General features: G+C 46.3%; 15 protein-coding genes. 10 read left to right on the forward strand and 5 right to left on the reverse strand.

Going from position 1 to position 14,103, the window contains the following annotated elements; all coding sequences use genetic code 11:
• Positions 1 to 107: 107 nt before the first annotated feature.
• A complete protein-coding gene (locus PMI05_RS15380) occupies positions 108 to 536 on the reverse strand; it encodes a DUF1885 family protein (RefSeq protein ID WP_007723206.1) in 429 nt (142 codons plus the stop codon).
• Positions 537 to 716: 180 nt separating this feature from the next.
• On the opposite strand from PMI05_RS15380, the gene PMI05_RS15385 reads away from it, so the two are divergent.
• From PMI05_RS15385 to PMI05_RS15400, 5 genes are all read left to right on the forward strand, one after another.
• The gene (locus PMI05_RS15385) at positions 717 to 1,265 is read left to right on the forward strand and encodes a MarR family winged helix-turn-helix transcriptional regulator (RefSeq protein WP_007723208.1); all 549 of its coding nucleotides are present in this window, start codon (positions 717 to 719) and stop codon (positions 1,263 to 1,265) included.
• A 78-nt stretch (positions 1,266 to 1,343) separates the two neighbouring features.
• Positions 1,344 to 1,643: a DUF3055 domain-containing protein gene (locus PMI05_RS15390; RefSeq protein ID WP_007723210.1), complete on the forward strand. Its 300-nt coding sequence runs from the start codon at positions 1,344 to 1,346 to the stop codon at positions 1,641 to 1,643.
• Positions 1,644 to 1,751: 108 nt separating this feature from the next.
• Positions 1,752 to 2,549, forward strand: a complete 798-nt coding sequence (locus PMI05_RS15395; protein ID WP_007723212.1) for an alpha/beta hydrolase — start codon at positions 1,752 to 1,754, stop codon at positions 2,547 to 2,549.
• 118 nt (positions 2,550 to 2,667) lie between these two features.
• Positions 2,668 to 2,793, forward strand: coding sequence for a GapA-binding peptide SR1P (locus tag PMI05_RS30070; RefSeq protein WP_007723214.1), 126 nt, complete (start codon positions 2,668 to 2,670; stop codon positions 2,791 to 2,793).
• A 107-nt stretch (positions 2,794 to 2,900) separates the two neighbouring features.
• Entirely contained in the window at positions 2,901 to 4,808 is a 1,908-nt protein-coding gene (locus tag PMI05_RS15400) for a hypothetical protein (protein WP_007723215.1), read from the forward strand.
• A 69-nt stretch (positions 4,809 to 4,877) separates the two neighbouring features.
• Here PMI05_RS15400 and PMI05_RS15405 read toward each other — a convergent pair whose 3' ends face one another.
• Positions 4,878 to 6,815, reverse strand: a complete 1,938-nt coding sequence (locus tag PMI05_RS15405) for a dihydroorotate dehydrogenase (RefSeq protein WP_007723216.1) — start codon at positions 6,813 to 6,815, stop codon at positions 4,878 to 4,880.
• Positions 6,816 to 6,934: 119 nt separating this feature from the next.
• Positions 6,935 to 8,407, reverse strand: coding sequence for an aminotransferase class I/II-fold pyridoxal phosphate-dependent enzyme (locus PMI05_RS15410; RefSeq protein ID WP_007723225.1), 1,473 nt, complete (start codon positions 8,405 to 8,407; stop codon positions 6,935 to 6,937).
• Positions 8,408 to 8,573: 166 nt separating this feature from the next.
• Between PMI05_RS15410 and PMI05_RS15415 the strand changes: the two genes are divergently transcribed.
• The gene (locus PMI05_RS15415; protein WP_007723227.1) at positions 8,574 to 9,533 is read left to right on the forward strand and encodes a nitronate monooxygenase family protein; all 960 of its coding nucleotides are present in this window, start codon (positions 8,574 to 8,576) and stop codon (positions 9,531 to 9,533) included.
• Between the two features lie 84 nt (positions 9,534 to 9,617).
• On the opposite strand, the gene PMI05_RS15420 is transcribed toward PMI05_RS15415, so the two are convergent.
• On the reverse strand, positions 9,618 to 10,253 hold the full coding sequence (locus PMI05_RS15420; protein ID WP_007723228.1) for a YktB family protein: 636 nt from the start codon (positions 10,251 to 10,253) through the stop codon (positions 9,618 to 9,620).
• A 231-nt stretch (positions 10,254 to 10,484) separates the two neighbouring features.
• Between PMI05_RS15420 and PMI05_RS15425 the strand changes: the two genes are divergently transcribed.
• From PMI05_RS15425 to PMI05_RS15440, 3 genes are all read left to right on the forward strand, one after another.
• The gene (locus PMI05_RS15425; RefSeq protein ID WP_007723230.1) at positions 10,485 to 11,084 is read left to right on the forward strand and encodes a hypothetical protein; all 600 of its coding nucleotides are present in this window, start codon (positions 10,485 to 10,487) and stop codon (positions 11,082 to 11,084) included.
• 225 nt (positions 11,085 to 11,309) lie between these two features.
• Complete coding sequence (locus PMI05_RS15430) at positions 11,310 to 11,816, forward strand: DUF4446 family protein (RefSeq protein WP_007723233.1); 507 nt, start codon at positions 11,310 to 11,312, stop codon at positions 11,814 to 11,816.
• 346 nt (positions 11,817 to 12,162) lie between these two features.
• Positions 12,163 to 12,759, forward strand: coding sequence for a hypothetical protein (locus PMI05_RS15440; RefSeq protein WP_007723238.1), 597 nt, complete (start codon positions 12,163 to 12,165; stop codon positions 12,757 to 12,759).
• 100 nt (positions 12,760 to 12,859) lie between these two features.
• Here PMI05_RS15440 and PMI05_RS15445 read toward each other — a convergent pair whose 3' ends face one another.
• A complete protein-coding gene (locus tag PMI05_RS15445; RefSeq protein WP_007723241.1) occupies positions 12,860 to 13,354 on the reverse strand; it encodes a GNAT family N-acetyltransferase in 495 nt (164 codons plus the stop codon).
• A 321-nt stretch (positions 13,355 to 13,675) separates the two neighbouring features.
• Here PMI05_RS15445 and speD point away from each other — a divergent pair, with 321 nt between their 5' ends.
• Entirely contained in the window at positions 13,676 to 14,077 is a 402-nt protein-coding gene (speD, locus tag PMI05_RS15450) for an adenosylmethionine decarboxylase (RefSeq protein WP_007723244.1), read from the forward strand.
• The last annotated feature ends 26 nt before the right edge of the window (positions 14,078 to 14,103 follow it).

Raw genomic sequence — 14,103 nt, forward strand, 5'->3', positions numbered from 1 at the left:
ACACCCCTTTCCAGTCTTTGTTATTCGTATGAAAAAAAGAGGTCAGGGGGAATAGGCTTGAACATGAAAAAACAGTCGATATTTCTCGACTGTTTTTACGTTTTTCTTTATGGCTTTCGAGGTTGGAAGTATTGAATGCGCTTGTTGAAGAGATGGAGCTCTGCTTTAAAATCACGTGCCAAGTATCGACAGTACTCATTCGCCTTGTTTTTATCGCCATGTGTGGCCGATTCAGGGAGGGACACTTGTATGTAGTGCTTTTCGGAACCGTTTTCATTTTTGCTACCGACTCCAACAACGATAGCTTTATACATGTTTAGATCTTTTCCTTTGAGAAGGAACCACGAGTCTTTTCCTTCAGGGCGTTCTTCTAGGGTGTAAGGGAAAGCGGCGTCAGCATAGGTCCAGCCCAACTGCTTTCCTGTTTTTGAGGTCATGTCAACGTATCGCGTAAACTTGGCTTTCACGTCGTCAATACTTACAGATGCTGAGGTAGAACCATCAACGAAATAGATGTAGGCCGATTGAAGTTTCACGACTGCACTCACTCCTAGTACCGGTATTCTGTGCGTTAAGTGTAGCATTGTCTTCCACTCTTTGGCAATGAGGCAGTTGGTGACCGAAAACAATTGCGCGTTTTTTCTGAAAAGTGTAAAATATATATCATATTAATATGCCATTAGATGAACGATAAAGGATCATGGAGGAATATACGCATGCAGGAGGCCTCAATTAGACACGTATTCGAAGCTTTAAACACCATGCGCGCCATCGATGTGGTGAACAAAGAAGACTGGGAGCGGGCAGCGAAGGAAGCCGAATTGGATTCCTCCGTACAGTTAAACATTCTCTGGATCATCTACTGTTATGAAGGTGTACGCGTCACGCAAATTGCAGATTGGACCTTCTGGCATCCCTCATCGATTGTCATTCATATCAAGAAATTAATGGAGAAAGGCATGGTGACGATCGAAAAGTCGGAGTTGGATGGGCGTGTGGTTCACGTATACCCGACTGAAAAAGGAAAAGAAGTATTGGAAGCCAGTCGAAGAAGTGTACCAGATATTTTTAGATTGACGTATGCATTGGAGAAAATGGAGGAACGATACAGTACAGCAGTAGTTGAACTGTTCTTTGAATGTCTCTCCTTTGTCGCGCAATCGTTGCATGGTGCAGAAAAAGTGAGATGGATTCAAGAAGGGGAAGACAGGGTCATTAACCCAACGCGTCTGGTAAATGATGCTGTTTGGGTGGCAAAAACGTGATATTTCGCTTATACTAGTGAATAATCCGAATATTTTACGAAATTCGGAGGCCAAAATACTGTTGAGGAGGGATTGCTGATGGAGCACTACGACCACTTATACGACGTTTCGGAGAATGCTAATGTACGTTTCCTTGGATTTATTTCAGAGGGAACACGCTACGACTTTGGCATGGTATTTACACACAAGTTTTATGGGAAGCCGTTGGTGATCTGTATGCAGACAGGGCAATCGACTCTTCTCAGTTCTGAAGATGCGGTGAATCCAGGATACCTGCAAAAAATTTTCAGGCTGGATTCAGAGAACGAGGCAGTCGCACTTGCTGAGTTTTTGCAGGAACATTTACCATCCATTCCATTTGAAGAAAATCAGTATTAGCAAACGAGCAGAAGTTTATCTTCTGCTCGTTTTGGTTTTTCTGTAAAATACGGCCTTCCGTTTTTTAGTATAATCGAAAGAAATCAAGCAGTAGGAGGAACAGGGAGAATGGGTGTACATAAATGGTCGGCCAAAGATTCTCGGGGAGCGATTGTTCTCGTCCATGGAACGGGAGAGCATCATGGGCGCTATGAGCATGTAGCGGCTTATTTCAATCAGGCAGGCTGGGACGTATATGCAGAAGACTTGCCCGGATGGGGGCGCTCTCCTGGGAGACGGGGGCATATTCAATCATTCGAAGACTATTTGTCCCGTGTACGTGAGTGGACGAGTACCGCTCTTGCTGATGCGTCAGGAGAGAAGCCAGTATTTTTAATGGGGCATAGTCTGGGGGGGCTCATCGCGACTCGATTTATTCAGACGGATGAGCAGAGTAAAGAGTTGGCTGGCTTAATTCTAACATCTCCATGCTTAAAACTGAAACTGACTGTACCGGCGTGGAAAGAGCAATTGGCACAGTTTCTCGATCAGGTCTGGCCAACACTTGTCATGCCTAATGGAATTACTCCTGACATGGTATCGCGTGACGAAGCTGTTCAGGCTGCTTATCAGAACGATCCGCTCAATTATTCCAAGGTAAGTGTCAGATGGTTCACGGAATTGAATCGCTCTATGGAAAAGGCGTGGGAGGAAAGAAATCGGATCAAGCATCCTGTCCTTGTTTTGCAGGCTGGTGCTGATACATTGGTTGATGCGGATGCAGTGGAGCAGTTTACAGCGGGCCTTCCAGATGGACAAATGTTTGAACGATTCGCGGGCTTGCGGCACGAAATTTTGAATGAGCCTGAAAAGGAAGAAGTCTTGCAAAAAATCGTGAACTGGTTGAATGACAATATTTCGCATTAATGTGACATACTAATTATCGACAAATGCATATTGACTCCGAATGACATGGCATATTAAGATGAATGTAACATAACATTTGTGATAATATGTGAATCAATTGAATGCGGAGGGGACATAGATGGGAACTATCGTATGTCAGACTTGCGGAACCATCATCGAGCATTTTGAATGTAATTCAGTGAAAACGCTTTATGCGGTATGCAACTGTGACTGTCGACCTGGTGAAAGACAAGAAAAAGAATAAAAAAATAGTCAACAGGCCTAAGTTGAGGCCTGTTTTTTTTGACAACCTTTTCCGTATGGAGGATAATGGAGAAGTGTGAAAATCGTTGTAAAAGGAGGAATTGTTTCATGAAGCGAAAACCGATGCAGGGAATGTTGGCCGCTGCACTTTTGGTCACATCTCTGTGGAGCGGGACACCGGCGCTTGCCTACAGTATTGGTGATGAAGAAAAAATCGACGCAAGCAAGCCTGAAATTTCCGGAGCCGGATATGACATTTCCAAAAAATATGCCGTATGGATGGTTGAAGGGGAAGAAACCGTAACCCTTTACAATCTTGATAAAGGTACGCAAACTCAAATTGGCGAAAAGGAATCTGAAAAGACGAATCCAAAAGTCGATGGTGAGTACGTCGTGTGGATCGATTCCCGTGACGGAGGTTCAGACGTCTATTTGTATGACATCGCAAAGCAAAAAGAAACCCGTTTGTCAGACGGGTCAGCTTCTGTCGATGGAGTGGAAATAGGAGATAAAAACGTTGTCTGGACAGATAACGGGGATGTATATCTGTACAAAATTTCTACAGGAGATACAGAGGTCGTATCTGCGAGTGGAAAAGCAAGCAACCCAGTGGTAAGCGATGCATATGTCGCCTGGGAAGATGATCGTGATGGCAACGGCGATATTTACTATTACGATATCAAAGCCAAAGAAGAAAAGGCGGCTGTCGTCCAAAAAGGCGATCAAGGACGTCCTACTCTTTCCACGAACAAAATTTTGTACGAGAATCGCTCCTATAATCAAATCTACGTGCATACCATCAGCAATGGCAGAAACAAAGAATTGACGAACGGTTCGACTGACAAAGAATTTGTACATACGTACAAAGACGATTATGTGTATGCTGACGGTAATGATCTGATCTATCGTACCGTCGATAAATCGTCCAAAAAGAAGATTGACTCCAACCTGTATGGAAATGTAGGGCCGCGAATTTATGGTGACTACGTTTTGTATGCCAAAAAGGACAGTAATAAAAAGCTCCAGCTTCACCTGTATGATCTGGACGAAAAAGAGCAAGTTCCACTGGGGAATGTAGGTGGCGATCCGATTGATCCAGTTGGTCACGATCGTTATGTCGCTTATGTATCCAAGTCTAAGAAAAACAATGCCATCGTTCTTTACGATATGGTAAAAGGAACGAGCAAAGCCATCAGTGACCCAGATCACGATGCAGCTCGCCCTGTCGTAAGTTCTCGTTTTGTTGTCTGGTATGATCAGCGGGAAGACACACTCTTCTCCTACGATATTCGTAAAGGTGTCCAAACGCAGGTTACAAACGAAGATGATGATCAAAAGCCGAGTGAGAAGTTTTATGAAATCGATGGAGAGCGTCTATTGTGGGTCAATGTCGATCGCAGAGCAGAAGTGATCATCACAAATCTGTCCACTGGGAAGCATACTGAGGTAACAAGGCTGAAAAGTGAACCGTTAAGCGTTGATATTTATCAGGACTATGCAACCTGGGTAGTCGAAGAAGGCAAAAAGAATGCAACGATCGTTCTCTACGATATCGAGGAAGATAGAGAAAGAGAAATTCGTAAAAACGTAAAAGTAGAGAAAGCAGAAATTGGCGATGATTTCGTGGTTTGGAGCGAAGATACTGGCAATTCCAAAACAGGTTGGGATTTGTATTATTACAACATCGACCGTCAAAAAGTCAATCCGCTGTTACGCTATACGGAAGGCGACCAGAAAAATCCACAGGCTTCACGAAATATGATTTTGTTTGAAGACAATCGTCTATCCGGGAAAGGTAAACAGTTCTACTTTGAGCTGTATGATTTCGAAGAGGGGTCATTTAGCGATATCGAGTGGGATGATGATGCGGAAGTTGAAAAACCGCGGATGGGTGGAAATCGCATTGTCTGGGTAGATGATCGCGACAAAGATCCTTATGTTTACACGTTGGCGTTCTCTTCGGCTGATGATGACGAAGACGACGAAGACGACGATGATGAAAATGACGAGGACTGATTCTGAGTAAGTAGAGTCAGGCTCTATATGAGAAAAACAGACGAAAGAATTTCTTTCGTCTGTTTTCTTTTATGTCCGGCATAAATACGGCTTCAAAAGTACGAGTGCTACGAGAAAGAAAATGACTGCGACATAAGCGGGCAAGAGATGAATAAAATCGACATAGCCAACAGTAAAATGGATACCTATGCCAGAAACAAAGCCTGGAATGCCTGCTAAAAACAATGTCCACCAAATCCACGCTTCTCCTCGCCTAATACCCCAAAGGCTAATCAGCAAGACGGCCAGGCCATTCGAAACTAATGCCCCACCAAAGCCAGCACGGTCATGAGCAATGACCGGAATTAATCGCTCATTGTAAGACTGCAAGGTATCAGCAGACACACAGAGAAAGACGAGGTCGGAAGGAACGAAGACACCTGTGACGCCGATGATCGAGATGATGATACCAGCCCCTGTCAAACCAAATCCGATGATGACAAAGAGCAATTGTCCCCATAGAGCCATTCGCCAATCCCGATCGTTGTGAAGCTGAGGAGGTAGGCGAGTCAAATGAACCTTTGCTGGTGTCCGTAATGCGAGCAAAAACATGGGGAACAACACGAGCGCTAATATCGCGTGCAAATAATCAAAGTACCCGTATCCAATAAATAAAAAGATGCTGGAAAATCCAACAGCACCGGAGACGAGCAAGATGGTCCGCGTCCAGTGAATATCTTTACGTAGGCCATGGTAAGCAAGTTGGCTATACAAAATTCCTATGGATATCATCGTTCCTGCCAGGCTAATCCGATCGTGTGACATAAAAGAGAGGATTTGCGCATTGATGAGCGCAAGCTGGTCGGCTGACATCCCGAGAAAGCGTTCGTCGTACGGAAGGACGACGGTTGTTGCTGCGACCAGCCAAGCAAGTGCCCCACCGATCATCATGCCCACGCCCAACAAAATTCCCCATATCCAAGAAGGAAATAAAAAAGCAGGTCGCTTTTCTTGAGGAGGGTCAGTGTCTGGTTGTGTTTGCAAGATGGCTTCGTTAATTCGTTTTGGCAAGCCAGGGCCAGAATAGACCAAGCCACTGTGCAACTGCACAAAATTGGCACCGGCTGCAAGAAAGGTCAGCGCATCTTGTGGCTCCAGAATGCCGCCTGATCCAATGATAAGGGCATCTGACCACTGTCCCCGTGCCCAAGAGACTAATTTGACGGCTTGCTCGTGTGAACTTCTCCCCGTGATGTAAACAGAGTTGTTCGCGCATGGTGAATCTTCCTGAATCGTACCTCCAGCGACAACTAAGCCGTTGAGTCCTGCTTCTTTTGCCGAGGTAAGAATCGGGAGTGCTTCCGCTTCTGTAAGGCTCGGAGGAATCGCCAGCAAGAGTGGCAGATCCGTTTGGTTACGCAAACAGGAAAAATGTTCCTTCCAAGCTGTATGGCCCCATTCTGGCTGTCCCATATTCGCTCGCGAATCTATTGTGAAAAACGAACAAAAACGCTCTAATTTGTCGATCAGCTCCTGAAGCTCTTCTGTGGCTTCTCTCAGGCTGGCTTCTGGTCGGCAGGCCAATCTGACTCCGATAGGAATTTTAATGCCAGAAGCCCCCTCCAGGCGCCTCTGAAGGGCACGTATACCATTATTTACCAGTGGACTGGGATAGTGGATATTCATCGCGGCAATATCACGTTGAACGGTGCCGCGGGAATCAATCGGTTTTTTGGACACAGGGCCCAGCTCTAGAAACCCGAAGCCGAATTTGGACAGCGCCTGAATGGCGATGCAATCCGGGTCCAATCCGGCCCCCAACCCGACTGGAGTAGGGAACGTGACGGGACCAATTGTTTTGGAGAGTTGTGAGGGAGGCTCCATATGTCCCATCCATTCGATGATGAGCGGACCACCCGGAATTTTTGCCAAAGTGCCGATTGACTGCAAGGTAATAGACCGGGCTCGTTCGGGTGGCATGAGAAAGAGAAGTGGCCGAAACATCGTTTGATACGACCAGTCTGGCATGGCAGCATCGCCCACCTTTCCTGATTTTTCCTATTTTCATCTTATCTCAAAATGTTTGCATAAAAAATAAAAAAAGCTGCTCTCTCGTGAAAGAGGCAGCCGTTTAGGGTTCGGATCGCTTAGCCAGAAATAGCCGTTTGTCTTTTTACGACTTTAATCGTTTTCAGTGTCTCATCTTCAGGACCTTGTACGGGTAGTCCGACACGAATGTTTTCCTGGATGTACGCGATATTTTCCTCAGTGATTACCTCCCCAGGAAGGAAGATCGGGATGCCTGGAGGATACACCATGATGAACTCAGTGATGACTCGACCTGCTGCTTCCACCAACGGAACCGTCTCTGTTTCTGCATAGAATGCATCTCGAGGGGTTGTGGACAGCATAGGGATATTCGGCAGTGAGATGGTAGGCTTCTCTTCTGCTTGTACGTGCGAAAATTCAACGGACAGATCACGCAAGCCATTTACCAACGTACGGATGGATTCTTCCGTATCTCCCGCAGTAACGAAGCAGAGGATGTTGTACAAATCGCTCATCTCTACCTCAATGTTGTACTTGTCACGCAGCCAGTTCTCGACTTCCCATCCAGTGATTCCGAGATCGCGTACGTGGATGAGGAGCTTGGTTGGGTCCATCGCAAAAGTCGCAGGCTTTCCAAGAATCTCCTTGCCAACGCAGTAGATGCGCGGGATTTCGTTAATCATATCGCGTGCTTTTGCTGCCAATTCCATCGCTTGATCCGCGAGCATTTTCCCATTGAGGGCCAAATGCTGACGCGCCATGTCCAATGACGCGAGGAAGATGTAAGAAGTCGAGGTCGTCGTGAGCATACTCATAACAGTTTTCACCCGATCAACATCGACGAGGCCTTCCCGTACATTCAAGATCGACGTTTGAGTCAAAGAGCCACCCAGCTTGTGTACGCTGGTTGCTGCCATGTCGGCACCTGCTTGCATGGCCGAAATCGGCAATTCCTCATGAAAATGAATATGCACACCATGAGCTTCGTCTACCAATACAGGAATTTCATAGTTATGCGCAGCCCGCACGATCTCACGCAGGTCACCTGCAATACCGAAGTACGTAGGGTTAATCACCAACAGGGCAGCAGCATCAGGATGGGCTTCCAGTGCTTTTTGCACGGCTTTCACTGTGATCCCGTGAGAAATGCCCAGACGCTCGTCCATTGAAGGGTGAATAAAGATTGGGATTGCGCCAGCGAAAATAATTGCCGACATAATCGATTTGTGTACGTTACGCGGTACGATAATTTTGTCGCCAGGATTGCAGGTCGCCATAATCATCGCCATGATGGCACCGCTTGTACCTTGCACGGAAAAAAATGTATGGTCAGCGCCGAATGCCTCGGCTGCCAAATCTTGTGCTTCTTTAATCATTGCCTTCGGGTGATGCAAGTCATCCAATGGCGCAATGTTGATGAGGTCTATCGAAAGAGCGTTGTCCCCGATGAACTCGCGAAATGCCGGATGCATACCCATACCCTTCTTATGGCCCGGAATGTGAAATTGAATCGGGTTCCGGTTGGCGTGCTCCAACAACCCGCTGAACAAAGGAGTTTTCATTTGTCTCACTACGATCGCCTCACTTTACTAATCAAGAATAATAAGGGGAAAAACAAACAAATTGAGTATAGCAAAATAGGGGGGGAAAGCAAGCGAATTTTTATTCATGCCTACGAGTGGTGGCAGGAGTTTGGCCTGTAAGCCGAGAAGGTCATTTACACGAGGTGATAAATGGATGAAAACGAGAGTAACGGAGCTCCTTCAAATTACGTATCCGGTAGTTCAAGGTGGCTTGGCTTATTTGGCTTACGCAGATCTGGCTGCGGCTGTATCAAATGCCGGGGGACTCGGTCAAATTACGGCTATGTCCTTGCCTTCGGCGGATGCACTGCGGGAGGAGATTCGCAAGGTCCGTGCATTGACGGATAAACCATTTGGTGTGAATTATGCCATTGGTCAACACGGTCGGCCGTATGAAGAAATGCTGGATGTGGCGATTGAAGAAGGAGTGGCAGCTGTTTCGGTAACAGGAGGCAATCCAGAGCCGCTGCTGCGCAGACTCGATGGTCATCCCATCAAAAAGCTTGTCTTGGTTGCGTCTGCCCGCCAAGCGCAAAAAGCAGAATCGATTGGCGCGGATGCTGTGATGGCTGTTGGTCAAGAAGGTGGGGGGCACCTGGGACGAGATGATATCGGGACGTTTGTTTTAATTCCGCGTGTGGTGGATTCCGTGGAAATTCCGGTATTGGCTAGCGGTGGCATCGGTGATGGTCGGGGGATTTTGGCAGCGCTTGCACTGGGTGCAGAGGGTGTGGAGATGGGGACGCGATTTATTGCGACGCAAGAATGTGTCCATGCGCATTTGGCTTACAAAGAAGCGTTGGTTGCTGGAACAGAGCACGATACCGCAGTTATCAAGCGCACATTGGGAACACCTGCGAGGGTCGTTCGTACACCAGGCTCTGATCACATTCTCCAATTGGAAAAAGAAGGGGCAGGCTACGAGCAGTTAAAGAGCCTCATCAGTGGAGCGAACAATTGCACATTTATTTATGAGGGCGACAGCCAGCGTGGCTTTGGTTGGGCTGGTCAGGTTATTGGATTGATTGATGATGTACCAAGTGTCCAACAATTGTTTGACCGCATGTTTAACCATGTGAATAAGTCGTTGGATCGACTGCGGTCTTTTTCCTAAAACAAAAGAACAGGCCTGCGTTTTTCAAATGAAAGCGGACCTGTTCTTTTGCATATAACTTAACTAAAGAAAGCGGGAGGCGGTCTATCCACGAGAATTTCCTAATGTATAGAGCTTACTCAACACACCAAATGTTTCTTCGAGACGACTCACCAATGCTTCTCCGTCTGCTAGGATTGGATCATGACGGTCAATGGTAATTCCACAGAGCAACTCCGCTTTTTTTACCTGTGCCAGCCTGTCCACCAACTTTTTCACGCCAACCGTGCCCAGCTCTTTTTGAGACGTGCTTGCTGGTTGCATATGATCTGGAGACCAGTGAAAATGTTCCGGAACCATCGCGATGACCTCATCTAAACGCTTGTTAAACGCATGACTGATGATCTCTTTGGAAGGAGACTCGTAGATTACCGCGTACCAAACGAACAAATGTGTTCCCCACAAGCCGATTTGAAAGTGCGGATGTTTTTTGTAACCGCGTTTATCATTAGCCCAGGCAACCCACGTATCAGCTGGTGGGTTCACCGTACGGCGTGCATGTTTTGCTATGTGCGTAAACATTTCATCCCCGGTTGCTACGGAGAGAAAAGGCGCAAAGTGTTGGCTGAGTACTTCGAATTTGGGACGGATATTAGTTTTGATCGCGTCCATCCGAGCATCTAGTCCATCAATGGCAAAAACATCAAAATCTTCTTGACGAAAGCCTGGAAACGTTGGCATGTAACAAACACCTCTTTTAAGCATCATCGAACCCCACTGGAAAGAAAAGGGCGATCGTCCCCGTCAAGGGAGCTTGGAATCCTCCATATGATATCATACCATCCAGGAAAAAAATACATGCCGAGTTTTATGAATAGCAAAACCAAAGCCTGAATAATATGATATACCACTCACTCCCTTACGGCAAAAATGATATCTGAGTATTCTGTCAACGGGAGGGGCCTGTAGAAGATGAATCTCGGCATGGAGTTGGAGTATTTTCATTTGGTAGTTTGGTTTGACCGCAAAACATTGCACGCGATGGTGCAGGCCCTGGTGGAAGCAGGGGTGAGCGTCACGTGGAAAGAATCTCCCGAGCAGTTTCACCTCCTCGTGAACACCACAGATGGCCGATCCGACTGGAAAATGCAGCGTTTAAACGGGTCCTATAAGCTGCACATTACAGGCATTCCTGTCAATGATTCTCGAGTGGCACTCGTACTGTACCACTTCGTAGAGCGGGCAAAAGGGCATGCCATGATCAAGGTCACTTTTGAAGAGTGCGTCTTGCTGAAGCAAATCCAGTACGGAGAAGTTGTCAGAATAGTGGAATTAAAAGGAGCTGAGAAAAAAGTGATCTATGAAAAATTTTGCAATGTAACGATGGATCAAGTAATTGCCGCGATGAAACGACGTGACTCGGAAGAACGCATCCCGGTGCTGCGTCTGGAGTTGGATTATGAACTGGCAACGTTGTATGACGCCATGCAGGCCAAAGACCAAAGTCAAATGAAGCAGTCTACAGAGCGATTAAAACAGCTCCGTCGGGAAATGTTGCTTTTGGAAGCGTAGGCAGACTGGAGGATAGCCAAAGGACGATGAGTTTGACACAAACCAATACGGAATGAAAAAGCGACATCTCAAACAAATGAGGGTGTCGCTTTTTTTGGTTGCAAGTCGCTTATTTAGTAATTGTTGTTTTTATGAAAGACTTGTTTGAATGGGAGGCCCGGCGGTTGTACAATAAAGAAGGTTTTGACAGCATATTTACGCACGCGCCGGAAAGGAAGAAAAGTTTTGGAAGCATTCCTATCACAAATCCCCAATGTAGCGATCCTGCTTTTAGCCGTCATCGCATTGACACTGATCCTGATATGGATCGTGATTATGCAGTCCGTCCGGATTAGTCGATTGAGGAAATCAATCAACCGGATCATGACAGGGACGGGAGGAGCCAATCTCGAGGAGGGCTTGCACAGACTGCTGGATCAGGTAGAAGAAATGAAAAAGCAGCACAGTGATCAGCAGTTTGCCATCAATCGTCTGTCACAACGAATGGCAGCGCAATGCGGCAAAGTAGCGATTATCCGTTACAATGCCTTCGGGGATGTCGGCAGTGATCTTAGCTTTTCGCTGGCGGTAACAGATGACGTTGGGAACGGCGTCGTGATCACCAGCATTTTTGGACGAGAAGAATCTCGCGTGTACGCCAAGCCGCTTGAGCAAGGGACATCGAGCTATCATTTGTCTGAAGAAGAACAGGCTGCGATCAAAAAAGCGATGACCTCAATCGCAGGGATATAAGTCCCTCTGAATTTCAATGAAACAGCAAGCATATGAATGATTCAGGGAGTTCTTTTCATTTCTCTGCGTCTGATTGCGGATATTCCGGTTTTTTGCTAAAATTCATCGTCATTTTGCTCAAGACTTTTAAGGGCACCTGAGGTATAATAAAGATGTCAAAAATGGCTTTTTTGCGAAAAACAAAAAGTAGGTGATCCGCCTTCATTACCCAAATCGATTTTCGATTCGCGGGGCAAGGCCAGGTTCTACAGCGTTCTTTTGTTGACACTTAGCGTATCTCCTCTGATTTGGATAACTGTTCGGTCGTACTCGGCCCATGCAAACCAAAAGAATTGAGGAGATATTTATGGCACAGCGTTTAGCAACTAATTACGCCAAGGCCTATTTCACGGTGAATGAAGAAGAGCTGAACCAGTTCGTTTCGCTTTTCACCAATGAACACATTTCAGTCCAAGTCAAAGTGTGTGACAATGGCGATCGTGACGTAATCTTGAATGACAAGAACGGCGAAATTCAATTGAGTTTTTGTCGGGTTGGCAGCCGCTACTCTTGCGACAGCTCATATCTGATCCGAGATCGGCAGTTGGCAAATGCAATGAGAAAAGCAATGAAAGCGTTCCGAGGCTATGGTATTGTCCACCGGATTTATGACGGCTTCACAATGGTGTATCACTACGATCAAGGATCGGTTGTGAGCATTCAGGAGCTTACCGGAGACGAAGAAGTGTCCATCTTTGAAAATAACTCTCTGCACATGGCCAATGAGCTGGAGGCGTTGTTCCAGCAGGATGGCAGTGAGCAGGAGATTGAGTCCTTACGTCAAGAAACGGACCGATGGCTGGATTTGCGTAATTGGGCAAAGAGAACTGCCCCGGAAAAACTTCCAGCAATTGATGTTCGATTAGTAACATTATCGCGACGTCTATTTGAATTAGAAGTTTAGAGAAAAAAGGGTGCCTGGGGCGCCCTTTTTTATGTATGTGATTAACAAAAAACGGGCTTCCTCCTAACAAGAGGTGCCCGCTTTTGCTATTTGCCCTTCACTAGCGCAATTGTAATGGTTTGCTCATATTGTACCAAATTGCTCCAGCGTGATCTGAGCTGGAAACACCGTTGTTGAGGTATCCATGACTTTCATAGTAGCCAATCAAATTTTCCTTACACGTAAGCGTGATCGTCTCACGGGCGGACTCTCTTGCTGATGCTTCTAGGTGTAATAGGAGCATGGAAGCAATGCCGCGATTTTGAAAAGCGGGAGAAACCGCTAATCCTAAAATGGTTTGATGTCCGCCAGATGCCGGATTTTCTTTAATTGTTTGAAATAGATCATCGGTAATGAAGGTGGATTCGATGACGGGTCCATTGACCAAACCCGCAATGACCCCATCCGCTTCCGCTACAAAAAAGCTGTCAGGAATCAAACGAATACGCTTCTCAAATGCTTCTTGTGTCGCAGCCTCATCTGGTGAGAAGCAAAGGTGCTCGATGGCGATCAATGCAGGCAAATCTTCTGCTTTGGCATTACGGATAGTAATCATTTGTTTGCGATCCTCTCCATTCTGATTCATTTCTGAAAGTGTAGCATATCTCACAACATGTGAAATCCACTTGTAGCAGGTGGTTGCTCTCAACCCTGTAGAGATAGCCGTCAGCCTATTTATAGTGTTCTAAATAGATTATTGAAAAAGGGTATTGTCAAACTAGGCCAAAGCATGGTATTGTTGTTTTCGTTGGAAACAGGATTAGGAACCAGGATTCACTTTAAAGGGTGGATAACAACGGAAACCGCCCCCGTTAGTGAATGACGCAGGTCCTAGCGATGTTTAACATTACACTCGTTAGGAAGGGGGAACCGAAAGATGGAATATTCGACTTTCGGAAGACACGTTGCTGTTGACACATGGGGAGTTCAGTTTGATTTGTTGAACGACGCAGAATTTTTGAAAAAGGAAATGATTGAGGCTGCTGAGGCATGCGGTGCTACGGTACTGAGTGTGCAAGCGAAGCAGTTTTCTCCTCAGGGTGCTACCGTACTAGTTCTTCTCTCGGAAAGCCACCTGTCCATTCATACGTATCCTGAGCGCGGCTTTGCTGCTCTGGATTGCTACACGTGTGGGGAAACCGTTGATCCGCAAATCGCCATCGACTACTTGGTATCCGTGCTGAAGCCGGAAAAAACTTACGCGAAGAAATTAGTTCGTGGTTTGGGTGAACTGCAAGTTGTTGAGCCAGAAATGAAGCTGGTTGAAGCGGCAAAGTAAGTCACAAATGGAAAAGTTTTCAAGAG

Origin of the sequence: Brevibacillus sp. BC25, assembly GCF_000282075.1 — a bacterium.
In the GTDB taxonomy this organism is placed as follows: Bacteria; Bacillota; Bacilli; order Brevibacillales; family Brevibacillaceae; genus Brevibacillus.

Excerpts from the sequence above, each read along its gene's own strand:
- PMI05_RS15385 (WP_007723208.1), top strand. The coding sequence starts at position 717 with ATGCAGGAGGCCTCAATTAGACACGTATTCGAAGCTTTAAACACCATG.
- PMI05_RS15390 (WP_007723210.1), top strand. The coding sequence starts at position 1,344 with ATGGAGCACTACGACCACTTATACGACGTTTCGGAGAATGCTAATGTA.
- PMI05_RS15395 (WP_007723212.1), top strand. The coding sequence starts at position 1,752 with ATGGGTGTACATAAATGGTCGGCCAAAGATTCTCGGGGAGCGATTGTT.
- PMI05_RS30070 (WP_007723214.1), top strand. The coding sequence starts at position 2,668 with ATGGGAACTATCGTATGTCAGACTTGCGGAACCATCATCGAGCATTTT.
- PMI05_RS15400 (WP_007723215.1), top strand. The coding sequence starts at position 2,901 with ATGAAGCGAAAACCGATGCAGGGAATGTTGGCCGCTGCACTTTTGGTC.
- PMI05_RS15405 (WP_007723216.1), bottom strand. The coding sequence starts at position 6,815 with ATGCCAGACTGGTCGTATCAAACGATGTTTCGGCCACTTCTCTTTCTC.
- PMI05_RS15415 (WP_007723227.1), top strand. The coding sequence starts at position 8,574 with ATGAAAACGAGAGTAACGGAGCTCCTTCAAATTACGTATCCGGTAGTT.
- PMI05_RS15420 (WP_007723228.1), bottom strand. The coding sequence starts at position 10,253 with ATGCCAACGTTTCCAGGCTTTCGTCAAGAAGATTTTGATGTTTTTGCC.
- PMI05_RS15425 (WP_007723230.1), top strand. The coding sequence starts at position 10,485 with ATGAATCTCGGCATGGAGTTGGAGTATTTTCATTTGGTAGTTTGGTTT.
- PMI05_RS15440 (WP_007723238.1), top strand. The coding sequence starts at position 12,163 with ATGGCACAGCGTTTAGCAACTAATTACGCCAAGGCCTATTTCACGGTG.
- PMI05_RS15445 (WP_007723241.1), bottom strand. The coding sequence starts at position 13,354 with ATGATTACTATCCGTAATGCCAAAGCAGAAGATTTGCCTGCATTGATC.
- speD (WP_007723244.1), top strand. The coding sequence starts at position 13,676 with ATGGAATATTCGACTTTCGGAAGACACGTTGCTGTTGACACATGGGGA.